Source organism: Raoultibacter massiliensis (assembly GCF_900199545.1).
Taxonomy (GTDB): Bacteria; Actinomycetota; Coriobacteriia; order Coriobacteriales; family Eggerthellaceae; genus Raoultibacter; species Raoultibacter massiliensis.
Window position 1 is genome coordinate 2,154,833 of record NZ_LT962671.1, and the last position, 23,539, is coordinate 2,178,371.

Here is a 23,539-nt window from a genome sequence, read left to right on the forward strand (position 1 = left end):
CTATATTCGGTAATTCGGCAAACCGAAATCGGCAAGGCGAGACGCACATCGGCAAACGCAAGCGCCGCCCATTCCGAGCGGCGCCGCAAAGCGATCCCCTATCTTGAAAACGGCACAGCGGCCCCAGCGCGATGGTTACGCAGGGCTTCCGTCTCCGAACAGCAGCTGCCGCTCCGGCCCCTTAAGCGCCGCCCGGGCCTGATCGCGCAGGTTATTCATACCGCTGAGGAACTGGCGGTACATCACGACGGTGAGATAGCGTCCGATGGGCGTCAGCGTCAGCTCGTCGCTTGAATCGATTTCGAACGCCTTGTTCATGCGCATGAACGCCATTTCCATGGGAAGCCCGGCCTCGACGCTGCACCCGAAATCACGCTTGAACTGCCTCTTATCGAGGCGCAGCTTGTAGAGATCGAGCAAAAAGCGGTAGCGCATGAGGTCGCGCTTGCTCATCTTGGTTTTTCCCATGATGGACATGTGCCCGGCCTCGATGGCCGCATTGTAGTCTTTGATGCTGAAGTTGTTGACGTAGAGGCATCCATTCAAATGGGTGATGGATCCGCTGCCGATCGCCGGATACTCGTCGTAATTCACCTGGTATTCTTCGATCTGCGGCCCCTCGACGCGCTTTTTTTCGCGCTCATCGCCCCGCGTGAACGTCCATAGGGTCGTGCGGCGAAACAGGGGGTCATCGCCGCCCGCAAGGACGCCGTCGAGAATCTGGTAGTAGCGGTACTCGCGATCGTAATCCATCTTGCCGAGCGTCGCGGCCATCTTGCGCGTCGTCGCCGAAGAAACGTACAGCGGAGAGAACGTGGTCTGCCGGCATCCGCTCAGCGCTATCTTCTCCAAATCCGCCATCAGAACGTCTTCGGTCTGCGAGGGAAAGTTGAAGATCATATCGACGTTCAGGGAATCGAAGTACGATTCGGCCTCGGCGATGCGCTCCAAGATCACATCCCCGCTGCCGTACTTCTCGTAGCGATCCATCTGCTTGAGCAGGTCGTCATCGAAGCTCTGCACGCCCACGGAAAGGCGCTGCACACGGCCCTTCAGCTTGTCGAGCCACGGTTGCGTCAGGTGATTCGGATTGGTCTCCGATGCGACTTCGCGGATGCTGAAATTCTCGCGCGCAAGGTCGAGCGTCTCGCACAGCTCGTCGATCATGACGGTAGGCGTGCCGCCGCCCACATAGATGCTTTCGAAATCGTAGCCCAGATCTTTGAGCATCATCATCTCTTTGCGCATGTTCTCGAAGTAGGGGCGCGCCACATCTTCGCGGAACGGATAGCGATTGAAGCTGCAGTAGGGGCACAGGCGCTCGCAGAACGGAACGTGCATGTACAGCATGTATTTCTGGCCAGGTTTGGCCGCCGGCATCATGGTCTCGTCGGTTGGATTCAGCGCCAGATGGCTCTTGGTCATTGTATGGATCAGGCGCGAAAGTATGCGCTCGGAAAGCATGCGGAACTCCTATTCGGTTAGTTTTTTCTCGAACACATGATAAAGCTTCTTCGCCTGTTTGTGCGCAGATATGGGCTCTGTCTATAGGGAATACCGATATCGGCAGGTCATCGCACGCAGCGCTGCCGCTTTTCAGGCAAACGCCACCGCAGGCACGTTCGCAGGCAACCGCGCGCGGTTGCTGAGCCACCTCTCACGCCAGACGGGAAGCCACCAGGCGATTCAAAGATACATGCTCTTCAGCCGCTTCGATTGCGAGCTTGCGATGCAGCTCCGGCGGTATGCGAACCTGAAATTTGCCCGAGTAACTTCTGCTCGAAAGCGGCTCAGGGGGCGTCTCGCCCGCCTTTTCCATGTCGGCAACAACATCGTCTGCCAGTACGCGTATTCCTTCGAGAGCCGCCGTCGGCTCGCTGGAGAGCCACGATAGGGACGGCATTTCGGCCACGGTTGCAACATACTCGCCATCTTCTTCTGACCACATAACGCGATAGGCATATCTATCCGCAACGCCCACGCTACACCTCCTTCGACAGCTTATCGATTGCCTTGATCACCTGGCGAATCTGATACGGCTTAGCCATGCCATGGTCGTTTTGGATATTCACTCGAGGATCCCCCGCCCACGGCATCGCATATACACGATGCGACGTGCCCTTGATGCGAGGCTCGCCGAAATACAGGTCGCATACATAGACGGCATCGGCAAACTTGACTCCTCGGGGATTCCTGCGCATCGATTCTACGATGCGATCCGCCCTTTTCATAAAATGATACCACTATTGATACTATATTGATAGAGGGAGCGAGTGCGCAACATCGTTCGAACCACCTTTCCAGAACGCCCCAATAAAGAGGCGGCTGTCCCGAAAAGGCTTCGGTTAGGAACACCAACCGCATAACACCAGCATATCAAACAACACCCAACAGAGCGAACCTCAGAACCCCTCAGATTCGCATTTCGTGGGGCGCTTCCTGTTCGAATCCGAAGTTGCGCTGCTCCGCCTCGACGGCTTCGAAGACCTCTTGTTGCGAATGGATGCCCATCTTGCGGTAGATGTTGCGGATGTGCGTCTTCACCGTCTCCTTCGACAAAGTCAGCTCGGTGCAGATGTAGGCGCGATTGCGCCCTTTCGCCAGCAGCGAAAAAACTTCTCCCTCGCGCGCCGTGAGCTCGTATTGTCGGCAGACGAGCTTGCATCCCATCTCGAAGTTGCCGGGCAGCGCCTCCGCATCGCCGGGACGGACCATGCCCCATCCCGTCTGCAGGTTCTTCCTGTCGGACAAAAGCAGCGCGAGGGCGAGCAACACGAACACCATGACGACCGAAAGGCTGTAGGCCCCCTCGCCTGAAAGCGGAATGGCGGCAATCGTCAGCGCCCCGACGATCGAACCGGTGAGCTGGCCGAGCAGAAGAAAGCACGTCGTGATGGCGAACACCCAGTTCGTCGGCAACCCACGCTGCTTGATCAGGTACACGCACAATGCCCACATCATGATGTCGACAAAGCGATATCCCGTCATCTGCACGAGAACCGCACCGATGAAACCGGGCGAGAACAGCGACATCAGAAGGTAGCCGAGCGCCATGACGAGAAACCCGATCTGGTAAATGAGCTGGTTGAAGTCCATCCGAAAGAACAACGCGCACACAAGCAGAATGACAGCCGACAGAGCGAAGCTCGATGCCGTAAGCGCCACCACGGGTCCGTCGTAGTTTCCCGTCAGCAAAATCGTCTGAGCGATGCCGAGGGAGAGCCCCTGGGTGAACGACGTGGCGAGAAACCGGCGCGGAACATGGAGCCTATCGCCTGTTATGCAGGGATAGAGGTTTCGAACCGAACGCGCCTCCAGCCTGAGCAAGCGCATGCTGAGGATGGGGACGAAAAACGCGATAGCCCATAGAAACACGTCGGAAAACGAAGTTATGAACACAAGGAACACCGAAGCGAGCACCGTGCCCACGATGCCGTGAAGGATGGTTTTGCGGGGCCCCAAATGGCCGAGCATGCGGCCCCATTCGACATGAAAGCACGAAGTCGCCGCACCCATGATCAGTCCACCCAAACAGAAGGCGACCGTGTTGACCGCCGGATCGAGCAGCGGGGAAAACGTGAGCACGCCGCAGAGCAGCACGCCGAACGACATCGCCGCCGGTATCATGCGCAGATACCAGGCGCCCCTCGGCGCGTAGCGCTTGAACCTGAGCAACCCGCCCAGCACGAGAAACGTGACGGCGTACGCCGATAAGGGGATGATCCACCCTGGCAACGGCATGGTCGATTCGAGAAGGAACGCAGGGCTGAAAAACGTGGTCTGGAACACAAGCCAGACCCACGTCCAGAATAAGCCGAACCCGATCGAGAGACGGTAGTGGGCGACGATCTCCTGTCCGAAATCGCGCAGAATCGTCCTGCGCTCGCGCCGCTCGGTCAACGCCGCATCCTGAGATTCCCTCTTCTGCTCCATGCCCTCGCACCCCTACGGTCGCAGCCTCACGCGAAAATACTACCACACCTTCCCTACCTGCGCTCGCACCGCCCGCTCCCTACCCGCGCTCACGGTCTACGCCTGTCTACCCCTGCAGGGGTAGAAGGGGTTTTTCAGAAAGTTACCCGCACCTGGGGGATTCAAAACCCCACGTCAGGATCTATGGTGATGCCACGGAAGCAGTTCCGCTCCGAATTCGCGCCGCACGCCGAAAACGAGTGCGCGGCACGGACGAAACCACGCGGCGAGCAGCCGCACAACCTACTTCACGGGAGGAAGGGGAATCATGGAAAAGAACATGACAGGAGTATCACGCAGGCAGTTCCTCATCGGTGCAGGACTTGCGGGCATAGGGGCCGCAGGCGCGGGCCTTATCGGATGTGCTCCGTCAGGCGAAGCGCCCAAGGCGGGGGCGAACGGCACCGCGGGTGCCGGAGCGAGCGCCGACATCGCTTCGCTTGCAGGCAATCCGCTCGGTGCGAACGCGGCTCTCGAATGGTCGTTCATGACGCCGCCCGCAGAGATTCCAGCAGACCAGATCAAGGGCACCGAAGACGTTGACGTGCTCGTCGTCGGCTGCGGCTTCGCAGGCGCCATCGCATCGGTTACCGCCGCCGAATACGGGGCGAACACGCTCTGCATCGACAAATGCTCAACCTGGTCGGGTCGCGGCGGCCACATTACAGCCTACGGCTCGCGCATGGTGAAGCAGTACGTCGAAGAAGGCTGGTTCGAAGAAGCCGACTACGCTCACATCGTACGTCGCTTGACCGAATGGGCGACGGGACGCGTAAAGGAACCGCTGCTCTGGCAATTCGCCAAGAAATCCGGCGCGTGCATGGACTGGCTCGAAGACCTCGTCGCCGATTCAGGCCTGCACCCCACGCTGTGGGCGGGCTACTACAAGGGGCCCGACTACACCGAAGAACCGATCACGCACTTCTTCTACGATGACACGACCGACTTCGTCTACCTCGACGGCGTCTCGACCGGCCTCGGCATGGCGGTACTCATCCCCGCCGTCATCGAAAAAGGCGAAAAGCTCGGCGTGGAATACCGCTACGACACCCCGTGCGTGCGCCTGCTGCGCGACGGCGACGGCCCGGTGACGGGCGCGATCGTGGGCGAAGAGGGCAACTACACGCAGATCAACGCCAACGCCGTCATCGTGGCTTCGGGCGATTACCTCGACGACGATGAGATGCGCACCCGCTACCAGCCCTTTACCTGGAACGCTGACAGCCGCCTGTACATCCCCTTCGGAATTTCGACGGGAGACCTGCACAAGCAGGCGATGTGGATCGGCGGAGCCATGCAGGAATCCGAGCCGCACTGCTCGACGATCCACCTCGAGTCGGGCGCCCAGAGCTACAATTTCCTCCATGTGAACGCCGAGGGCAACCGCTTCATGAACGAGGACGTGAACACGCAATCGAAATCGTGCGTCAAATCGTTCCAGCCCGAGGGCAAGGCGTTCACGATCTACGATGCCAACTCGCTCGAATCGTTCGCCGAATCCTGCAACGACGGGCGCTCAGGCGGCATTTCGTCGGACCAGCAGTACCGCCGCTTCGGCGTGCCGTTCGACATGGAAGTCGAGCTGAAACTGCGCGAAGAGAAGATCAAGCAGGGTCTCCTGTTCCAAGCCGATACGCTCGAAGAGCTGGCGGAGCAGATCGGTGTTCCCGCCGACAACCTCAAGGCGACGGTCGCCCGCTACAACGAACTGTGCGAAAAAGGCAACGACGAAGATTTCGGCAAACGCCCCGAGATCATGTGGCCCGTCGACACGCCGCCGTTCTTCGCAGGGCAGCTCGTCTCCACGCTGCTCGCCGCTTCAGGCGGCCTGCGCCAGGATACCGCATGCCATATCCTCGACGAGAACAACCAGCCCATCGAAAACCTCTACGTCGCCGGTGCGGCAGGCGGTCAGTACTTCTCGAACGACTACCCCACCATCTGCCCCGGCACCAACCACGGCCGCTGCCTGACGTTCGGCCGCATCGCGGGCATCAATGCCGCAGGCGGCGATGCCGAAAAGGAAATCGCCAATCTTGAAATTCTCGCAGGGCCCATGCCCGAAGAGGATCGCGTCAACACGGTGACACCCTCCAAGTAAGCTATTGACGCACCTCTTGAAAAGACCGCCGAGCACAGGTTCGGCGGTCTTTTCGGGTTTTCACGGCACGGGTTTTCCACCCCGATGACGGCGACGGCCCGCCGATCCGGTTTCGCGCAGCGCTGCCATCGGGGCTGCGCATCCGCAGCCCAGCGGTGCCCGCCTCGTGCGCGCGAACCGCTGGAAAGGGCAGTCGCACGCGTTCGCATGAAACTGAAAAGGGCCCGCGATCGCTCGCGGACCCTTCGTGTTCGATACAGCGTATCGGCTTAGCGCTTGCTGAACTGCGGGCGCTTGCGGGCCTTCTTGAGGCCGTACTTCTTGCGCTCCACCATACGGGAGTCGCGCGTGAGGTACCCGGCGCGCTTGAGCTCGCCGCGGTAGTCGCCAGCCTCGAGCAAGGCACGGGCGATGCCGTGGCGCAGAGCGCCGGCCTGACCCGAAATGCCGCCGCCGTTGAGCGTAGCGATCACATCGAAGTGCTCCATCGTGTCGGTTACCTTGAACGGGGCCTTCGCGTAGTTCACGAGAGCCTCGCGACCGAAGTAATCGAGACCGTCACGGCCGTTGACCGTAACCTTACCGGTGCCGGGAACGAGACGAACGCGGGCGATGGCGTTCTTCCTGCGGCCGGTGCCGTAATACAAAGCTTCGCCTGCCATTAGTTATCCTCCATCTTGATCTCGCGGGGCTTCTGGGCCATGTGCGGATGCTCCGCACCGGCATAGACCTTGAGCTTCTTGCCCATTGCACGGCCGAGCGTGTTCTTCGGCAACATGCCCTTGACGGCATGCTCGATCACGCGCTCAGGATGCTTGGCCATAGCCTCCTCGAAGGATTCGACCTTCAGCCCACCCGGATAACCGCTGTGGCGATAGTACTCTTTCGAGCTAGCCTTGTTGCCCGTGAGACGGATCTTGTCGGCGTTGATGATAACGACGAAATCACCCGTATCAACGTGCGGGGTGTATTGCGGCTTGTGCTTGCCCTTCAAGATATGAGCAGCCTTGGTGGCGACGCGACCGAGAACCTGATCAGCAGCGTCGATCAAGACCCATTCGCGCTCAACTTCGTTGGGCTTTGCGTAATACGTCTTCACTTCATTCCTCCAAATTTCTTGCTCCCGCGACCTGAGAAGCTAACCCGGCCTACGGGCTGTTTGTTTTCAAAAGTTGCAGACGCATACGGATGCCGGGTTCCTACGCCGACGCGCCGGGCATGGTCTGGACTCCAGCCTTTTGCGCTTCCGCATCGTTTCTGCCACACGGGGCTTTTGAAAGCGAACCTTTGCATTGTAAGATGACGAAATGGGCACGTCAATACGAATAGGGGGAAATCGCCGCCAGCCACGGCAATTTCCCCGCAATTTCACACATCTGCGACCGCTGCGCTGAATCCGGTTTCCATGCGGATCCGCCCATCGCCCGCAGAGCCTCTTGCACTTACTTTCCCCCGAAAAGCCCGCCGAGCTTGCCGAGCAAATCGCTCGGGTTGTCGCCGAGGAAATCTCCCACGGTTTCCATAACGGCACCCATGTCGAGCTCCTTGCCTTCGAGCAGAGGCTCCACCACCTTGACGACGTCGGCAACCTCTTCGTCCGACAGCTCGAGGCCCGTCGCCCCCTTGATTGTTTCAGCGGGATCAACGCCGAACTGCTTCAGGCAATCGGGGTCCTTGGCGACCGATTCCATTAACTGCACCGCAATCTGCAGGATGCAATCAACTCGCATCGCGACCGCGCCTGCTCGGGCTGTGCGATTGAAGGCGGAACCGACGTTCTTTCCAAATCCGATCCCGAATCGGTCGCCGAAGCTGCCGCAAAAGCAACTTACGTCGGGGAATCCGATGGCGAAAACGATGTTCCCGCCCCCAGCGACGAAGCTCCCGAGCAGAATGCCTCGGGCGGAAAAGACGCGGATGCGGAGGATGAAGATCTCCCGAAAGCCGCATAATCTCGTCGCCGATTAGCCCGAGCTAACAAAAGTTTGCTATCATATATGCAGACGAGAAACCTGGCGCCCGATTTGCACGGGCGCCTTTTAGCTGTAGGGGAATCATGGATCCTTTGGCATTCATCACCGTGGTGACGCTCATCGCGGGCATGGGAGGCACGGGGCTCGGCGGCATCATCGGAGCGCTGTTCCGCACCGATTCGAGCCGCACGGTCAGCTTGCTTTTGAGCTTCGCAGGCGGCGTCATGCTTTCCATCGTATGCTTCGATCTTTTAAGCGAGTCGATCGAATCGGCCCAGGTGGTATCGGATCACGCGGTGTTCATCGTATGCGCGGCGGTTATTGCAGGCATTGCAGTCGTATACCTGCTCAACCTGCTTATCGACCGCAGAACGAAGAGGGAGGTTCCCCACGTCGCACGCGAAGAGCATCCGAAAACGCACGACGATCTCGATGAGCTCATCCACGCCGACCACCTGGCCGAACACCGAAAGCACAACGATCCGAAATCTTCGCTGTTCATGGCCGGCATCGTCATGGCATGCGCAATCGCGTTGCACAACGTGCCTGAAGGCATGACCATCGGCGCGGGCTTTGCAACCCAAAACGAGCTGGCTACGGGCGCGGGCATCGTACTTGCCGTGCTCATCGGACTGCACAACATTCCCGAAGGCATGGCCGTAGCCGTGCCGCTCATCAACGGCGGCATGGGGCGCATCCGCGCCATCCTCATCACGGCGGCAAGCGGACTGCCCACCGTGATAGGCGCATGGTTCGGCTTCTGGCTGGGCGATATCGGCCCGATGGGCCTCACGCTCAGCCTGGGTTTCGCAAGCGGGGCGATGCTCTACGTGGTGTTCGGCGAGATCATCCCACAGGCAATTCTCATGTACCGCTCGAAGCTGCCCGCCTTCTTCGTCATCATCGGCATGATGTTGGGCTTGCTGATCATCTTCGGGTAGGCGAACTGGTGCACCTCTCGACGCTTGACGATGTCTGCACTGTGCGCAAGAAGCCCGTCGAAACGCGATGAGGGGCCGCGCTCGCAGCACGACCCCGGCTCATACGATCAGACAGGCAGCAGCAGCCTGCCAACCCTTGCTACGAATGGCAAGTATGGCACTCGTAGACGTTTTGATGATGGCACGAGAGGCACTTAGCGGTCGCTTGCTCATCAGCTCCTTCGGCCGAGTGCATCGCATGGCAACTCGCACATTCAATCACTTCGTGCTCGGCGTTCGTCGGCAAATCATGCGGATCCACCGTCTTGCCGTTGTCGTCGGTCAAAAGAGCGAGATCTGCGGTAGCGGCTTTTATCTCCCCGTTGTCGTGACAGCTCAGGCAAACGCTTTCAGCCACCTCCGTTTTCTTCAGCTTCTTGGCCGTCTTGGTGAGATCCGTCGCATTCTCGTGCACATCGGAGAGCGCGCCATCGTCGGTATGGCAGGTCGTGCAAGTGCTTCCCTGCTGCTCGTGGGTCGCGCACAGATACGACGCATCCGTCATCGAGGACGCCTCCATCGCATGGCACGACGTGCAATCCGAATCGGACGACCACGCAACCTGAACCGCGGCGTCGTCTTTGCCGCCCTTATCCTGATCTCCCGCAGCGCTTTGGGGCGCGCATCCGCTTAAGCACAGCAGGCCGACCACGCACAGCATCGACGCGACAACGGCTGCGAGCGCAACACCTCGTTTCATGGCTTGGCTCATTGCTTCCTCCTTTCCTTGCATAGCGCATTTCACTATGCATTCGTTTCTGGTTCCGCGATTTTCGGCAACAAAACCTGGTTTTCAGCTTGGACGAACCATCCCTTAAGCGATGGGGTCTCCTTCGTAGGTGCCCGTACCCGCGTAGTTCGGGGTATCCGTTTCAGAGGTGTTTCCTGAGAAGGATCCGCCGCTGTTCGCAACGTTCGCCCCGTCGTTGTAGAGCGCGGCTTTCGCAAGACCGCTGCCTGTGCAATCGGAAATCATGCAGCCCGACTCGATGGTCACATAAGCATCGGGGCCGCTGATGGAAACAGCCGAAGCGCCGAAGTTCTCTGCATATCCCGAGCCGTCGGATGCGTTGCCCGTAAGAACAAGGCCCGAACCGAACGTCACGCGGGCGAGATCCGATATCATGACGATCGGGCTCGTGACACCCTCGCCCGACCCGTCGAACACGACGTCTTTGACCGTGATGGTCCCGTCAGTGATGCGCAGCATCTCGTTCGCCTGGCCGTCGGCACGGTAAACCTTGAAGGGCCCTCCGTCGCCGCTCTTGATGGTGATGCTCGTGCGGAAGCCGATCGTGGGGCTCTCGCCGTTTTCCGTGTCAACCGTGTCAGCCAAAAGCACGACGGTGCCCCCGCCGTTCTGATTCGCCTTATCGACGGCATCCTTAAGGTTCGTGTAGTACTGGTCGATGTACTTCACCGTCTTCCCGGCGGCAAGCGCCTCCGCATCGGGATCCGCCTTTTCGGCAGCCTCTTCCTTCTCGGGCTCCTGTTCGACCTCGGTCTTCGGTTCGACAGCGGGTTCTGCGCTCTTCTCTTCTCCACCCGAGCTGCACCCGAAGCAGGCGAGCGCAAGAACGCTCGCGACCAGAATGAGGCCTGCCTTCTTCGCTATCGTTGCCATCGTCTGTCCTTTCTCGTTTTGTCTTTCGTCGGTTCGGTTCCGAACCCGTTGAGGGAGGGGCGCGGACTCGGAACCGAACTCTCGGCATTCCCGTGCGGGGCCTCCCTGCACGGGCGGGAAATCAGTGCTACTTGGAGGCATCCCACGGTTCGAGCATCACGGCATGCTGTGCGGCGACACGACCAGTGGTAATGGCCTCGAGAATGTTGCCGATGTCGTAGACGAAGGCGTTGTAGGAGCCGAATTCGCCCGTGCTGTAGAGACGGGGGATGGGCTCGCCGAACGGATCCATCGTCTGGCAGTTCTCGTTGCGCTCGGGTCCGCCCTGCGTGTTGATGCTCGAATAGCCTAGCTCAATCGCGTAGTACGGCGGATTGTTCAATGGAAGCATGTGCTTGGCGTCTCGATTGAAGTCGGGGTCCTTTCCCGCCTCGCAATACGAGTTGTACTTTTCGATCGTAGCGGCAAGCGCGGCGCCGTCGATTCCATTGATCGCTTCGCTCTCGTCGTGGCACGGGCGTTCCGCTTTGATGTTCTTCGCAAGCTCCTCGATGGTTTCGCCCTTGAAGATCCACCCCTTCTCGACAGCGTTGTCGTTGGTGCCCCACTCGATGATGGGCTCGTCAGGGTGGTTGTAGTTCCATACGCCAGCATAGGTATTGATGATCCCCGCACGGCCCGATCCTTCCCACAGGGGCTTGGCGTCGTACATGGTCTGGTCGAACACGAGAAACATCGGAAGATGGAGATAGTCGCACGCCTTGCCGTCGAAATCGAAACCGGGCTTGTGATCCATGTCATGAGCGCCAGTCTTATCCTCCTTCATGAATCGGTTTCCGTTGTAGTCGACGATGCAGTAGTTGTACGGCGTAATGCCGTCGGTGGCATCGGTGCTGATCGAACAATTGGCCTCGATCGAAGGGAGCATGTAGCACAGCGCCGCGTGCTCGAGGGCGTGCATGTGCCAGATGTTCGCACCCACCGCCTGCACCATCGGGATGCCGTCACCCGTGTTGTGCGGCGTACCCCACGGGAACACACGAACGCCGGGATTGTTGTAGCTGTACTGAATCTGAGGGTTATTCTCGTAGCCGCCGCACGCCATAATGACGGCCTTATTCGCCTTGAAGTTGAGCGTTTGCCCGTTCCCGTCTTCGGCAACAACGCCGATGATCTCTTTGGTAAGGGGATTCTGGATAAGCCGCTTCGCAGGAGTGGAAAGGCGCACATCAACGCCGTATTCCTCAGCCGCCTCGTCGAGCGCCTCGAACAGATACATGCCGACTATGCCGTCACGGCCCGCAATGTAGCCGCCCTGGTAATCCTTCGGACGCTTGTGCCCGTCATTGCTCTCGTCGGCCCACGTGATATCGATGCCGAATGTCTCCATCCATTCGGGGGTTTCGTTGGCATGCGCCATATAGCCCCTGATAACCTCTTCGCTCGCACCTGCACCGAACGAGCCGTGGACGTAGGTTTTCGCCCACTCGTCCACGTCAACGCCTACGCAAGTATGCATATGACCGCCCGAGCAGCCTGTGCTTCCACCGTCGCGCTCGGCGGATTTCTCAAGCACTATGCACGAGGCCCCCTCGTGCAAACCGGCGATAGCGGCAAGCGCTCCCGCTCCGCCGTAACCTACAATGATCAGATCGGCCTCGTCGTCCCATCTCTCTGGCATCCAGTCCTGGCTGGCCTCCGCCGTCGAGCAGCCAACCATACCAGCAACTGCAGCGCCCGCAACGGCGAGTCCCGCACCTTTCAGAAAGCCCCTTCGCGTTACTTCAGACATCTCTACTCCTATCCTCGATCCCGACAATCATCCGCTTACCGCCTAGAGCTTCGTTTGTCGATGCCCAGTGCCTTCGGTCGACTTCGCCTACAAGGCTCTTGTCGTACCTCGCCGTGCAGAAGCGATGTCTGCATCCTAGAAACAAAGCTGCCGCAAAGCACCACACAACGCGGGTAATGCGCCTGCACAACAAGGGTAGTTTCAAAACTACCCGCAACGGGTAGGGCGAGAACTCCCTGATGAGACTATTGCTTTCCCCGAACGTGCTATATTGGTTGCAAGGATTTCGGGAGGAGCAACCATGGGGGAATTAAAGGCCATCACCTCATCACAGGGTATGATTTCGATCCTTGGTTTGAGCTTGATGCTTTCTTGGATCTACGGCCCATTCCTAAGCGGCGAAACGTTCTACATTTCCTTTCATCTGGGATTCGGATGTTCTCTTTTGATAGCCGCGCTCGTCTATCATCTGCACCCGCACGGCACGTCCCTTGTGAAAGCCGCTCCCTGGATCGCCGCAACGCTCATGCTGTTCGCGCCTCTTTCGGTATTCACGTTTGCAGACAGCAGCGAAATCGGCGAGATCACCTGCGGGGTCATCTGCAGCAGCGGAGGTGCCTACTGCTTCAGCCGCTGGTTTGCCGCATTCTGCACCGCTCCCCTCAAAACGGCGGCCAGCTACACTCTGCTCGCCTTCTCGCTTTCCTCCTGCATACGATTCCTGCTCGTACTCCTCTACGGCATCGCCCCGTTTGCAGTGGGCATCGCGCTTGCGATCGCACCGTTTCTATCGACTGCTCTGCTGCAGAGGGTCCCCGCAGCGCCCTTGCAAGGCGACGCTCCCCTTTTCGACCCAAGCGCCACCACACCAAAGCTCGGTAAAAGAGTGCTCGGGTTCGCGATTATCGGAATCGAAATCGTAACGTACGGATTCGTTTTCGGGCTCCTGCGCAACGGCATCAGCGAATGGTCGACGTCAACCAGCTCGATGCTCGTCGGCCATCTGCTTCGCATAGTTTTACCTTTGCTGCTGTTTTTCTGGCTCGCCGCACGCGCCCACAGCGCCAGAGGGGACGGATGGTTGCGAAGCATGCTGCTCATAATCGTGGTTATTCTTCTTGCGGGATTGTTTTTCGGCGGCATGGCCGAATCCGTGCTGTCCGCTATCGTGCTCGCCATGCGGAGCTTCGTTTCGATCCTCATTTACCTGCTTTTATTCGATGCAATGAAGCACACAGGACTCCACCCGTGCATTGTGTATGGAATAGGGCGCGCGCTCTACGAGCTGTCGCTCGTTGCGGGGCTCTTCGTTTACCGACAAGCGATGGTTACGGGATTCTCCGAATCACTGCCGTTCAACGTTATCTACTTTGCAATCTCGTGCGTAGCCCTTCTCCTGCTCAACAGCTTCTCGCGCACGACCAAGCTCGCACCCGCTCCGAGCATTCCCTTCGAACCGAATTCGATTGACATGCAGTGCAACCGGATCGCCACGAGTTATGCACTCACCAACCGGGAACTCGAAATCATGAAGATGATCTGCCGAGGGCGCAGCAAGAAATACATCGCAGGGGAACTGTTCCTATCCGAAGATACGATCAGGTGGCACACCAAGCAGCTCTACCGCAAGCTCGAAATCCACAACCGGCAAGAGCTGCTGACAAAGATTGGCATCGAATAGCACAGAAGCCGTTCGTCCAATCCCTACCCCGCTATCGTAAGCTCCGGATTGTCCCGCGTGACGATCGCCCGGGTTTCGATCTTTGCGCCGAGGTGCTCGCTTATAAGCGCTGCAAATTCATCGAGCGCCTCGTTCAGTACGTCGATGCGTGCAGGATCGACGCACTCGATGACGAGGATCGCGTTTTCGGAATCGTCGGAGAGCGCCGAGCGCTGACCGTCACGCCAATTCCAGCAGCGGCAGATCGCGCCCGCGTCATCGCGATAGCATAGCTCGCCAGGCAGCGTGGGATCCTCTTCGTCTTCACCGATCGGCATGAAGGCATCCCCGCCATCGGTGACGCCCAAACGAAAATCGCCTTCGACCGTATCGATGTCCTCGCCACCGACGGGCAGGGCGTATTTAAGGGAGATGGCGTTGTAGATATCGACCGAGGGCGTGATGGATCCGACGGGATTTCCCTTGAGAACGCGCTTGAGCAGGTTCTCGATCGAGCAGCGCGCACCCTTCTTCGTCTTGAACTTGCTGTACGCCTCGCGCCACACTTTCACCATCTCGTTTTCCGAAATGACGTTGCTCGTGAGGTATTTATCCGCCTGCTCGTTCGCTTCGGCCAAAAGGCGCTTGATCGCTTCGGTGTCAGCCGGATCAACCTCGTCGGCGCTTTTCATGCCGCTTGCAACGATGATGCCGATGGCGGCATCGGGAAACAGCTCCCAAAACGATTCTTCAGCGATGAACTTCTGCATACTTTGCTCCTATCGCTCTTGCGCAAACATCGTATATCACCTGATTATTATGCCATCCTCGACATAAGGAGCGAGCGGAAATCGAACCCGACATGATTTCGCAAACTCCGCCCGACTCGATCCCGCCCGTCCGCCAAACGCAAACCTATGTGATTAGAATGGCAACCTGATCGGCAGCGGAGTCCGCAAGCGGGCCGTCATGCCCTCTTCCTCGCGCGCGATCAAAGCAGCAACTTTTTGCATGGTAGACGAGCTGATCTCGTACGTTCCCGATGCCGAATCGGCTACGCGAATCGTCACGACTCCCAAGCTACCATCGTTTTCCTTCTCGAACATGATGCCTCCTTTCTGCGGCCTCGCGGCCTGACGTTTCCCGTTATCTCCGGGCAATTCCATGGCAACCGAAACAAGCAAACCCTGCACCGCGAATGAAAAAAGCGTTCATACGTCGCACCTTCAAAGCCCTACGGTGTCGACATACAAACGCTTTCGCGGTTTCCATCCGGGGAAGGAAACAAGTTCGTTATTCGGTTATCGTGCATTTTAGTGGATGAATATGCATTTTTATTTGCTAATACGGAGTTATTTACGGTTTCTTCATACACATTGCGAGAATCTTACCGCCCGTGGATGGCAGAGTACCGCTCGACGCAGAAAGGCCCCGCCTTGCAGCGAGGCCAGCGGAAGGGGAAAGAGTCGGACATCCACATTGCCAAGCGATGCAACATCATATCGAGCCCGGTGATATGATGCCGCATCGATGGGCAATGGCGCTTGCTCGATGATGGAATACTAACAAGACCACGGCCGCCGAAGCAATATACACAAGATTGCGATTTGATTGAGAAATTATTAATGATCACGCGAGCAGATGAAGAAGCGATCGTTCGGAGACTCCGCCTCCGAACGATCGTCGGGCAACTCAAAAACCTGAGAGCCAACCGTCCGATTTTCGCCATAAAAGACCGATCTGAAGGAGCGGATCGAGCGAAGGCCCACTCCCGAGAAACACGCTTTTTCTACTCCAACAAAATACCAGTTCAACATGCATACGAAAGCTGCATCTCGCAAGCTCTCATCCTAAGCTCCACGACAGTGATCGGATATGCAAGAAAACCACTGCCAATCGCTTCAGATCGGCCTTTTTCGGCGAAAAACGACCTGTTGACCTACGATTTTGCCATGTCTCGCGGTCGGCGCGCACGAGAAAGCCCCGCTCGAGCGAACGGGGCTTTGGCGCAATCCGCGATATCCGCAAGTTCTATACCGTGGCCAACGCCTGCTCGACATCGGCGATCAGGTCCTCGGTGCCCTCGATGCCGCACGAAAGACGGATGAGATCGGGGGAGATGCCCGCTGCCGCCAGCTCTTCATCGTTCATCTGGCGATGCGTCGCATTGGCGGGATGGAGCACGCAGGTGCGCGCGTCGGCAACATGCGTGGCGATCTGCGCGAGCTTGAGGTTCTTCATGAACGTTTCGGCCGCGCTGCGCCCGCCGACCACGCCGAAGCTCACCACACCGCACGATCCGTTCGGCAGGTATTTCTGCGCGAGCTCGCTGTACTCGTCGCCCTCGAGCGAAGGATAGCGAACCCAGGCGATCTTCGGATGAGCCTTGAGGTATGCGGCCATCGCTTCCCCGTTTTTGCAGTGCTGGGCCATGCGCAGATGCAAGCTCTCGAGGCCAAGGTTCAGGTAAAACGCGTTTTGAGGCGACTGTATCGCACCGAAGTCGCGCATAAGCTGGGCGGTTGCCTTCGTGATGAACGCGCCTTCCAAGCCGAAGCGCTCGGTATAGGTGACGCCATGATAGCTGTCGTCGGGAGTCGTCAGACCAGGAAACTTATCGGCATGCGCACACCAATCGAATTTGCCCGAATCGACGATGCATCCGCCAACGCCGACGCCGTGCCCATCCATGTACTTGGTAGTGGAATGGGTGACGATATCGGCCCCCCACTCGAACGGGCGACAGTTGATGGGCGTGGGAAACGTGTTGTCCACGATCAGCGGGACGCCGTGCGCATGGGCCGCTTGCGCGAACCTCTCGATATCGAGCACCGAAAGAGCCGGGTTGGCAATGGTTTCGCCGAAAACCGCTTTGGTGTTGGGCTGAAACGCCGCAGCAAGCTCCTCATCCGAGCAATCAGGCGCAACGAACGTGAACTCGATGCCCATGCGCTTCATGGTAACGGCAAACAGGTTGTACGTGCCGCCGTAGATGGAGGAAGACGAAACAACGTGGTCGCCTGCAGACGCTATATTGAACACCGCGAAGAAGTTCGCAGCTTGCCCCGACGAGGTGAGCATGGCCGCCGTGCCGCCTTCAAGCTCGCAGATCTTCGCCGCCACATGATCGTTGGTTGGATTCTGCAGGCGCGTATAGAAATAGCCCGACTCTTCGAGATCAAAGAGCTTTCCCATATGCTCAGACGTATCGTACTTGAATGTGGTGGATTGGATGATCGGGATCTGGCGCGGCTCGCCGTTGCCCGGCGTGTATCCGCCCTGGACGCAGACGGTGCTGATCGTTTCGCTCACGTGATGCTCCTTGTTATCTCGCTGTTCTCAGTGGATGCATTATATACCGCGAAGCGTTGCCGAAGCGTTTCGCGCATTCGAATTCCGAAATCCACAGGAGATTGCCGAGAAAACGCCTCCGGACCGCAGGTGGCGCCCACACCGTCGAAGACCCTTGATGCACCACGATTCGGGACGCCGCCCCAATCAGAGCGAGGCCCCAAGGCTCGCTCGAAGCCTAAATCTGCACACTTTTTGCCAGATTCATACACGGGTGCGCACCGCTTGGTCTCGGCCGCCTCACCAAAGCGCCGCAGAATCCCCTGTGACCTGGTTAAACGCATTATAGTACGCCGAAGGCAAGATTCAGCCCCACCTTTGTGCCCTGGCAAACGCGCTCAGATGTATGAATCTGGCAAAAAACGTGCATATCAAGGCCTTGGCAATGCCTGTCCGACGAAAATGCAAGAGCGGCTCGAACCCATACGCCCAAACCCGTACGCCCAAGCCGCCCTATCGATGCAAAGCGATGCAGAATCATCCGTCTTTCGCGCAAAGCCTAGTCGAATCGCGAAATGAAGTTCTCCACGGCCTCCATGTACTCTTCGCCATGCGTCGCATTGCCGATGTGAGCCGCTCCCTGAATGAGCGCCCATTCGCAATCGGGGATAAGATCGTACCCCTCTTTCACGACATACGGAGTCGCTTCGTCGTTTGTACCGGAAAGCATAAGCGTGGGAACCTTGATCTTATGCAGGTCCTCGCGAATGTCGAAGTCTTTCATCTTGCCCGTCACCACGAACTCGCTTGCGCCCTGCATCACGTAATAGCACTCGCCCACCATCTCGTCGCTCATGGCGAGCTGCACGTAATCGGGCCACGGATCGCAGCCCACCACATGACGGCGGTAGTACTCGTTGTACGCCTCTTTCGCCTAAGGCGTGTCGTAATCGCCTGTGCGCTCGGCCTCGGCAATAGCCTCCTGCATCTCTTTCGGCATGTACTCGATCAGGCGGTTCGCCTCGGAAAGCCATGTGGCGATGTTGACCGGGGAGCCGTTCACAACCATGGAGCTCACGCCTTCGTCGTTCTTGATCATGCACATCATGGCAAGCATGCCGCCCCAGGAGTTACCGAACAGATGGATGTCGTCTAAGCCCAGAGCGTCGCGTACGGTGTAGAATTCGTTGATCCACAGGTCGTAGTTGTAGAAATCGTCCTCCTGATGGGGGATCTTGGAATTTCCGCAGCCGATCTGATCGTAGAAGATGATCTGACGATCGTATTTATCGGCCATTTCACGGTAATTCTGCAGATAGTAGTGGGTATCGCCCGGGCCGCCATGAAGGATGAGCAGCGGCTTTTTGCACGGCTTCTTCTCCCCGTAAATCTCGTAATAGGTCTTGAATCCCAGGTAATCGACATACCCTGACTTCATTTCCGCCATACCGCAACCCCTTTCTTTCGGACTCCGCGCCCAAAGATGATCGGACGTATCGATTATACGCCTGCCCCTTCGCAAAGGCGGATACGGGTTGGGAACGGACGGGGGTTTCGCCCGCGGGCGACAATGGCGCCTCGGGCATTCATTCGCAGCAGGAACTGCTTGACTTGGTGGAGGCCGCCACAGACTCAATATGACGAAACTTTGTTTGCCTTCGCACGCGGATTCACTCGCTGGTATCATAGGGCATGTTCGTTTTACGGGGCTGCACCCCATGTTCCAGCTGGCATCATGCCGCACCCGGCTGGTGCTACGCTGACGAAGCGGCAAGCAGAAAGGACGCGTTATGCCGATCAGGATTCCCGATTCGCTTCCAGCAACCGAGATTCTCGAGAGCGAAAACATCTTCGTGATGACCGAATACCGCGCCATGCACCAGGACATCCGTCCTCTGAAGCTGCTGCTCCTAAACCTCATGCCCACGAAAATCGTCACCGAGACGCAGATCATGCGCAAACTCTCCAACACGCCCTTGCAGATCGACGTCGAGCTTCTGCAAACGATCAGCCACGAATCGAAGAACGTTTCCGAAGAGCACCTCGAAACCTTCTACACCTCGTTCGAGGACATCAAAGACAAGCACTTCGACGGCATGATCATCACCGGCGCCCCCGTTGAACGGCTCGATTTCGAAGATGTGGACTACTGGGACGAACTCACGCGCATCATGGACTGGTCGCGCACGAACGTACACAGCGTCCTGCATATCTGCTGGGGGGCTCAAGCCGGCATATACCATCACTACGGCGTGCCCAAGTACGAACTGCCCGAAAAGCTGTTCGGCGTATTCGAGCACAAGCTTGTGAAACCGTCATCCCCCCTCGTACGCGGGTTCGACGATGTTTTCATGGCGCCGCATTCTCGCTACACCGAAGTCCATGCCGAAGACATCGAGGCGAACCCCGCGCTCGAACTCATTGCCGTATCGGACGCTGCGGGCGTCTACATTGCCAAGAGCACAGACAGCCACCACTTCTTCGTATTCGGACACCCCGAATACGATACCGAGACGCTCGGTAAAGAATACGAGCGCGACCTTGGCAAAGAGGACGACGTGGCGCTTCCCGTAAACTACTACCCGAATAACGACCCCTCGCTTCCGCCTCTCGCGACCTGGCGGGCTCAGGCGCAGCTGCTCTATACGAACTGGCTCAACTACTACGTCTACCAGACAACGCCCTACGATCTTGGAACGATCGGCGAAGACGAGGACTAGGCGTGGTTACCGAGGAAGAGCGCGAAGCCGCGCGACGTCGGGCGCAAGCCGCGCTGCAGGCAAAACGAAAGCGCACGGATGCGAGGACCGATCCGTTTGTGCGAGCGGCCAACGAAGACGATGATGGCTACGATCCGTATTCCGATCGCATCGAGCAGGTCGACCCTTACGAGGAAGATCCGTGGAAGTAGCAACTTGAGCGCGAAGCTTGCCGAGAGAAGAAAACGAGGCGGTCCGTTTCAAACGGACCGCCTCGTTGTTTATCGCCTGAAGTCGATTAACCTGAAAGCAAAAGAAGCTTAGTAGTAGATCCCGAAGATGCTCTGGGCGAGGTCTTCGAGCGAGTCGCTATCGACAACCCAGGTGCTGCCGCTCTTGACAACCTCGATGGATACGAAGCTTTCGGTGGTGCCCGTCTGAGCCATCGCGTCTTTCAGCAGTTCGCCGATCTTGGCGTTGGCCGCCGCCTCATCGGCGATGTTCGCGATCTCGTCGCTCGCAACGAAGGCGTCGACGTTATCGGAGAAGATGCTCATGAACTCGTAGTAGTCTTTCGTCGTCACATCGGCGTACACCGTGCCGGTACCGTCGCTGTACACGAACGCATCGTCGATCTCGTAGGTAAGGTCGGACAACAGCCACTGCGAGAACTCTTTGGGATCGACGCCGATATCGCTCAGGCTCTCAAGACCCGAAGACGAAGCGAATCCCTCGTCAAGGCCGGCAGCCATCTCGTTGATGTCGGCATCGGTGGGGTTCTTCAGCTCGTCGAGCACAGCGCTCGCAGCCGCGATGGCAGCCTGCTCATCGGCATCGGTCGGCGTTGCGGTGCTCGAGTCGTTAGACGAAGACGATCCGCTGTCGTACGAATAGGAATACGAAGGGCCGGATGAACTGCCGTATTCGTTGATTGCCGCAGCCACCAAGATGCCCGAGAAGATGTAGATGATCAGCATGAGGATCGAGAAGACGATGCCGATTACGCCGCACACCTTTCCGCCCGTCGCCTTGCCGTCTTTACCGAACGATTTGACATACTGCGAAGCGAGCACGATTGCGACGATGCCCAAAATGATACTGATGATTACCGTTCCGGAAAACACGATAGAACAGATGCCGCAGATCAGCGCACCGAGCGCTTTCCCGCTGCCGGGACCAACCGGAGCGGATGTCGGAGGTTGAGGCGTACCGTAGCCGCCCTGGTAGCCATAGCCCATGGGAGGCTGCTGTCCAGGCTGGGCTTGATATGCATTGGGCATGGCCTGCGTGGGCTGCTGGGGAGCAGCATACTGGCCCGGGGTCGGCTGCTGCGGCGCGGCATACTGATTGGTTTGCCCAGGAGCAGGCGGCTCGGGCGCCGTGTACTGATCGGCGGAAACCGGCTGGGTCTCGGACTGCGGAGCGGCGGCAGAAGCCTGATCGGGAGCGGGAGTTTCCGGGGCAGACGGCTGCTGCTCGGGTATCCCGTTCGGGTTTACGTTGTTCTCTTCGGCCATCGTTCCTCCTTGAATTAAATGAGACCGTTGGTCATGTATTTACGGATTGATCATATTTAATGATATCCGCATACTAGGATTTACCCAGTATAGCAAACGCCAGAACTAACAAGTTACACAGCGTTGAACTACTTGCAAAAATCGAGGCGGACCCCCACGGCTTGAAAAGATCCGTGATGATCGGCGGTCCCTCTGATCATCACGCGAAAAACTTCGGATCGAGTTCGTCGAACGATCGCACGGCCACATCGGCGATCTCCGAAAGCTCGTCGAAGGTGCCTGCCAAATCGTTATCGTAGACCCCCACCGTCTTGTAGCCCGCACGTTTAAGGGTACGCAGGGCGTACAAGGAATCCTCGAATCCCCAGGTTTTCGAAATCTGCGTGCCCATGAGCTTGCATGCTTGGTTGAACACCGTTGGCTCGCGCTTGGACGCCCCCACATCGTCAACCGATACGATGGCATCGAGATACGGAGCGAACCCCGCGCGTTCGAGACCCGCCTGCAGATACGACTGCGGGCTCGATGAGGCAACGCTGCAATGAACCCCCGAATCGAATAGGGCCTTGACGAATTCGAGCGCGCCGAGACGAGGCTTCGCCTGGGTTCGGTAATATTTGAGCATACCCTCGTCGATCATCGAGACGACATCGTCGGCATCGATGCCTACTCCGTACTTCGCATGCAGATGGGCCCCCGCTTCGGGGATCGTCATGGGGCTGAGCTCAACTGTGAGCTCATCGGTTGAAACAATGCCCGTATGTCGGGCCAAATCGCTCTGCACGATATGCCATGCTTCCATCGAATCCAGCAACGTTCCGTCGCAGTCAAACACCGCACCGATCGCCATTAATACTCCTTCTGAGGTTACCATTCGCAAAAAGGATACCAAATCGACGGTCCGATGCCGCGTTTTCCGCAAGAGAAACGAAACCTGCGCGATGCAACCGAAAAAGAACCGCTCCTTTTTTGCAGTCCCTACCTTCTCAACAGGTATTTCCCTTCTCTTACAAAAGTGTAAGACATTCATAAGCACCCTGTAAGGTACCCGCAAGGTAGTCGCGCTATGCTGATTCCAGTGAAAACGAGCAGAGAACGGCAGGTGACTACCATGAATAGCGCGCACAGCAGCATACGTACTACCGGGTACAACGCCCCCACCCCCTATCGCAGCGCCATGCGCTCCAGGCGCGTAGTCGCCGCACCTCGACATGAGGACCGGTCAATCAGTTCGATTCTCGGAAAACTGCTTCTGATCATCGGAATACTCGCCTTCTGCGCGGTGGCGTTTTACGTATCGCGCGGCTACTCCATGTACAGCGAGGCGGTTGAGGCCACGAGCGTCGGCGCCATGGCCGAACAGATAGAAGCCACACCCGGATACACGACCATCGACAAGCTTCCCGAGAAGTACCTCGAGGCAGTCATCGCCGTCGAGGATCACCGTTTCTACCTGCATCCCGGATTCGATGCAATCGCAACCGGCCGCGCCCTGATAAACGATCTGAAGGCGGGGGCGTTCGTCGAAGGAGGAAGCACCATCACCCAGCAGCTTGCGAAAAACGAATACTTCACGCAGGCACGCGAACTCGAACGCAAAGTCGCCGAAGTGCTCATGGCCTTCGACATCGAACGGAGCCTTTCGAAAGAAAAGATACTCGAACTGTACGTGAACTCCATCTACTTCGGAAACGGCTACTACGGCATCCACGATGCAAGCGTGGGCTATTTCGGGAAAGAGCCTTCTGAGCTAACCGACTACGAGGCGACCCTGCTCGCGGGGGTGCCCAACGCGCCCTCCGCCTACGCGCCAACGGAAAACCCCGAGCTTGCCGCTGAACGCCAGCAGCAGGTTCTTCGCCAGATGGTGAAATACAAGATCATCACCGCAGAAGAATCGCAGGAGATCGCACAGGCTGCATGACCGGCG

23 protein-coding genes are annotated in these 23,539 nt (G+C 58.1%); 6 read left to right on the forward strand and 17 right to left on the reverse strand.

Annotated elements, in window-relative coordinates; genetic code table 11:
* Positions 1-135 precede the first annotated feature (135 nt).
* The 4 genes from C1719_RS13515 to C1719_RS13530 form a co-directional block, all read right to left on the reverse strand.
* Positions 136-1,464: a coproporphyrinogen III oxidase family protein gene (locus tag C1719_RS13515; protein ID WP_102375585.1), complete on the reverse strand. Its 1,329-nt coding sequence runs from the start codon at positions 1,462-1,464 to the stop codon at positions 136-138.
* A gap of 193 nt (positions 1,465-1,657) precedes the next feature.
* Entirely contained in the window at positions 1,658-1,981 is a 324-nt protein-coding gene (locus C1719_RS13520) for a type II toxin-antitoxin system HicB family antitoxin (RefSeq protein WP_102375586.1), read from the reverse strand.
* A gap of 1 nt (position 1,982) precedes the next feature.
* Entirely contained in the window at positions 1,983-2,231 is a 249-nt protein-coding gene (locus C1719_RS13525; RefSeq protein WP_102375587.1) for a toxin HicA, read from the reverse strand.
* A 181-nt stretch (positions 2,232-2,412) separates the two neighbouring features.
* A complete protein-coding gene (locus tag C1719_RS13530) occupies positions 2,413-3,933 on the reverse strand; it encodes a response regulator transcription factor (RefSeq protein WP_245874531.1) in 1,521 nt (506 codons plus the stop codon).
* 307 nt (positions 3,934-4,240) lie between these two features.
* Between C1719_RS13530 and C1719_RS13535 the strand changes: the two genes are divergently transcribed.
* Positions 4,241-6,073: an FAD-dependent oxidoreductase gene (locus C1719_RS13535; RefSeq protein WP_245874533.1), complete on the forward strand. Its 1,833-nt coding sequence runs from the start codon at positions 4,241-4,243 to the stop codon at positions 6,071-6,073.
* 269 nt (positions 6,074-6,342) lie between these two features.
* Here the strand turns inward: C1719_RS13535 and rpsI are convergent, their stop codons facing one another.
* The 3 genes from rpsI to C1719_RS13550 form a co-directional block, all read right to left on the reverse strand.
* On the reverse strand, positions 6,343-6,735 hold the full coding sequence (gene rpsI / locus C1719_RS13540; RefSeq protein WP_102375588.1) for a 30S ribosomal protein S9: 393 nt from the start codon (positions 6,733-6,735) through the stop codon (positions 6,343-6,345).
* Positions 6,735-7,172, reverse strand: a complete 438-nt coding sequence (gene rplM, locus C1719_RS13545; RefSeq protein WP_102375589.1) for a 50S ribosomal protein L13 — start codon at positions 7,170-7,172, stop codon at positions 6,735-6,737. The genes rpsI and rplM overlap by 1 nt, the downstream gene beginning before the upstream one ends.
* 343 nt (positions 7,173-7,515) lie before the next feature.
* Positions 7,516-7,803: a homocitrate synthase gene (locus tag C1719_RS13550; protein WP_102375590.1), complete on the reverse strand. Its 288-nt coding sequence runs from the start codon at positions 7,801-7,803 to the stop codon at positions 7,516-7,518.
* Positions 7,804-8,129: 326 nt separating this feature from the next.
* Between C1719_RS13550 and C1719_RS13555 the strand changes: the two genes are divergently transcribed.
* The gene (locus tag C1719_RS13555; RefSeq protein ID WP_102375591.1) at positions 8,130-8,987 is read left to right on the forward strand and encodes a ZIP family metal transporter; all 858 of its coding nucleotides are present in this window, start codon (positions 8,130-8,132) and stop codon (positions 8,985-8,987) included.
* Between the two features lie 139 nt (positions 8,988-9,126).
* Here the strand turns inward: C1719_RS13555 and C1719_RS13560 are convergent, their stop codons facing one another.
* The 3 genes from C1719_RS13560 to C1719_RS13570 all read right to left on the reverse strand — a co-directional run bounded on the left by C1719_RS13560 (position 9,127) and on the right by C1719_RS13570 (position 12,442).
* Complete coding sequence (locus tag C1719_RS13560) at positions 9,127-9,738, reverse strand: cytochrome c3 family protein (RefSeq protein WP_102375592.1); 612 nt, start codon at positions 9,736-9,738, stop codon at positions 9,127-9,129.
* Between the two features lie 102 nt (positions 9,739-9,840).
* The gene (locus tag C1719_RS13565) at positions 9,841-10,650 is read right to left on the reverse strand and encodes a hypothetical protein (protein ID WP_102375593.1); all 810 of its coding nucleotides are present in this window, start codon (positions 10,648-10,650) and stop codon (positions 9,841-9,843) included.
* Positions 10,651-10,777: 127 nt separating this feature from the next.
* Complete coding sequence (locus C1719_RS13570) at positions 10,778-12,442, reverse strand: FAD-dependent oxidoreductase (protein WP_102375594.1); 1,665 nt, start codon at positions 12,440-12,442, stop codon at positions 10,778-10,780.
* A 301-nt stretch (positions 12,443-12,743) separates the two neighbouring features.
* Between C1719_RS13570 and C1719_RS13575 the strand changes: the two genes are divergently transcribed.
* On the forward strand, positions 12,744-14,123 hold the full coding sequence (locus tag C1719_RS13575; protein WP_102375595.1) for a helix-turn-helix transcriptional regulator: 1,380 nt from the start codon (positions 12,744-12,746) through the stop codon (positions 14,121-14,123).
* A 23-nt stretch (positions 14,124-14,146) separates the two neighbouring features.
* On the opposite strand, the gene C1719_RS13580 is transcribed toward C1719_RS13575, so the two are convergent.
* From C1719_RS13580 to C1719_RS16275, 5 genes are all read right to left on the reverse strand, one after another.
* Positions 14,147-14,872 carry a B3/B4 domain-containing protein gene (locus tag C1719_RS13580; protein WP_102375596.1) on the reverse strand — a complete coding sequence of 242 codons (726 nt, stop codon included), beginning with the start codon at positions 14,870-14,872 and terminating at the stop codon, positions 14,147-14,149.
* Positions 14,873-15,025: 153 nt separating this feature from the next.
* A complete protein-coding gene (locus C1719_RS13585) occupies positions 15,026-15,208 on the reverse strand; it encodes a hypothetical protein (RefSeq protein ID WP_102375597.1) in 183 nt (60 codons plus the stop codon).
* 925 nt (positions 15,209-16,133) lie between these two features.
* Positions 16,134-17,414 (reverse strand): O-acetylhomoserine aminocarboxypropyltransferase/cysteine synthase family protein, encoded by a 1,281-nt coding sequence (locus tag C1719_RS13590; RefSeq protein WP_102375598.1) that lies wholly within the window; start codon positions 17,412-17,414, stop codon positions 16,134-16,136.
* Between the two features lie 538 nt (positions 17,415-17,952).
* Positions 17,953-18,249 carry an alpha/beta hydrolase family protein gene (locus C1719_RS16270; protein WP_342745918.1) on the reverse strand — a complete coding sequence of 99 codons (297 nt, stop codon included), beginning with the start codon at positions 18,247-18,249 and terminating at the stop codon, positions 17,953-17,955.
* 78 nt (positions 18,250-18,327) lie between these two features.
* Positions 18,328-18,840 (reverse strand): alpha/beta fold hydrolase, encoded by a 513-nt coding sequence (locus C1719_RS16275; protein WP_342745919.1) that lies wholly within the window; start codon positions 18,838-18,840, stop codon positions 18,328-18,330.
* Positions 18,841-19,183: 343 nt separating this feature from the next.
* On the opposite strand from C1719_RS16275, the gene metA reads away from it, so the two are divergent.
* Together metA and C1719_RS13605 are read left to right on the forward strand one after the other, a co-directional pair.
* Positions 19,184-20,113: a homoserine O-acetyltransferase MetA gene (gene metA / locus C1719_RS13600; RefSeq protein ID WP_102375599.1), complete on the forward strand. Its 930-nt coding sequence runs from the start codon at positions 19,184-19,186 to the stop codon at positions 20,111-20,113.
* A 2-nt stretch (positions 20,114-20,115) separates the two neighbouring features.
* Complete coding sequence (locus tag C1719_RS13605) at positions 20,116-20,304, forward strand: hypothetical protein (protein WP_102375600.1); 189 nt, start codon at positions 20,116-20,118, stop codon at positions 20,302-20,304.
* Positions 20,305-20,412: 108 nt separating this feature from the next.
* Here C1719_RS13605 and C1719_RS15800 read toward each other — a convergent pair whose 3' ends face one another.
* Together C1719_RS15800 and C1719_RS13615 are read right to left on the reverse strand one after the other, a co-directional pair.
* Complete coding sequence (locus tag C1719_RS15800; protein WP_180963620.1) at positions 20,413-21,609, reverse strand: DUF4190 domain-containing protein; 1,197 nt, start codon at positions 21,607-21,609, stop codon at positions 20,413-20,415.
* Between the two features lie 199 nt (positions 21,610-21,808).
* Positions 21,809-22,459, reverse strand: coding sequence for an HAD family hydrolase (locus C1719_RS13615; RefSeq protein ID WP_102375601.1), 651 nt, complete (start codon positions 22,457-22,459; stop codon positions 21,809-21,811).
* A 261-nt stretch (positions 22,460-22,720) separates the two neighbouring features.
* Between C1719_RS13615 and C1719_RS13620 the strand changes: the two genes are divergently transcribed.
* Positions 22,721-23,533: a transglycosylase domain-containing protein gene (locus C1719_RS13620; protein ID WP_245874534.1), complete on the forward strand. Its 813-nt coding sequence runs from the start codon at positions 22,721-22,723 to the stop codon at positions 23,531-23,533.
* Positions 23,534-23,539 lie beyond the last annotated feature (6 nt).

Bases quoted from the DNA above. Each gene is read 5' to 3' on its own strand.
- C1719_RS13515 (WP_102375585.1), bottom strand. From the start codon at position 1,464: ATGCTTTCCGAGCGCATACTTTCGCGCCTGATCCATACAATGACCAAG.
- C1719_RS13525 (WP_102375587.1), bottom strand. From the start codon at position 2,231: ATGAAAAGGGCGGATCGCATCGTAGAATCGATGCGCAGGAATCCCCGA.
- C1719_RS13530 (WP_245874531.1), bottom strand. From the start codon at position 3,933: ATGGAGCAGAAGAGGGAATCTCAGGATGCGGCGTTGACCGAGCGGCGC.
- C1719_RS13535 (WP_245874533.1), top strand. From the start codon at position 4,241: ATGGAAAAGAACATGACAGGAGTATCACGCAGGCAGTTCCTCATCGGT.
- rpsI (WP_102375588.1), bottom strand. From the start codon at position 6,735: ATGGCAGGCGAAGCTTTGTATTACGGCACCGGCCGCAGGAAGAACGCC.
- C1719_RS13550 (WP_102375590.1), bottom strand. From the start codon at position 7,803: ATGCGAGTTGATTGCATCCTGCAGATTGCGGTGCAGTTAATGGAATCG.
- C1719_RS13555 (WP_102375591.1), top strand. From the start codon at position 8,130: ATGGATCCTTTGGCATTCATCACCGTGGTGACGCTCATCGCGGGCATG.
- C1719_RS13560 (WP_102375592.1), bottom strand. From the start codon at position 9,738: ATGAGCCAAGCCATGAAACGAGGTGTTGCGCTCGCAGCCGTTGTCGCG.
- C1719_RS13565 (WP_102375593.1), bottom strand. From the start codon at position 10,650: ATGGCAACGATAGCGAAGAAGGCAGGCCTCATTCTGGTCGCGAGCGTT.
- C1719_RS13570 (WP_102375594.1), bottom strand. From the start codon at position 12,442: ATGTCTGAAGTAACGCGAAGGGGCTTTCTGAAAGGTGCGGGACTCGCC.
- C1719_RS13575 (WP_102375595.1), top strand. From the start codon at position 12,744: ATGGGGGAATTAAAGGCCATCACCTCATCACAGGGTATGATTTCGATC.
- C1719_RS13580 (WP_102375596.1), bottom strand. From the start codon at position 14,872: ATGCAGAAGTTCATCGCTGAAGAATCGTTTTGGGAGCTGTTTCCCGAT.
- C1719_RS13585 (WP_102375597.1), bottom strand. From the start codon at position 15,208: ATGTTCGAGAAGGAAAACGATGGTAGCTTGGGAGTCGTGACGATTCGC.
- C1719_RS16270 (WP_342745918.1), bottom strand. From the start codon at position 18,249: ATGAGCGACGAGATGGTGGGCGAGTGCTATTACGTGATGCAGGGCGCA.
- C1719_RS16275 (WP_342745919.1), bottom strand. From the start codon at position 18,840: ATGGCGGAAATGAAGTCAGGGTATGTCGATTACCTGGGATTCAAGACC.
- metA (WP_102375599.1), top strand. From the start codon at position 19,184: ATGCCGATCAGGATTCCCGATTCGCTTCCAGCAACCGAGATTCTCGAG.
- C1719_RS15800 (WP_180963620.1), bottom strand. From the start codon at position 21,609: ATGGCCGAAGAGAACAACGTAAACCCGAACGGGATACCCGAGCAGCAG.
- C1719_RS13615 (WP_102375601.1), bottom strand. From the start codon at position 22,459: ATGGCGATCGGTGCGGTGTTTGACTGCGACGGAACGTTGCTGGATTCG.
- C1719_RS13620 (WP_245874534.1), top strand. From the start codon at position 22,721: ATGAATAGCGCGCACAGCAGCATACGTACTACCGGGTACAACGCCCCC.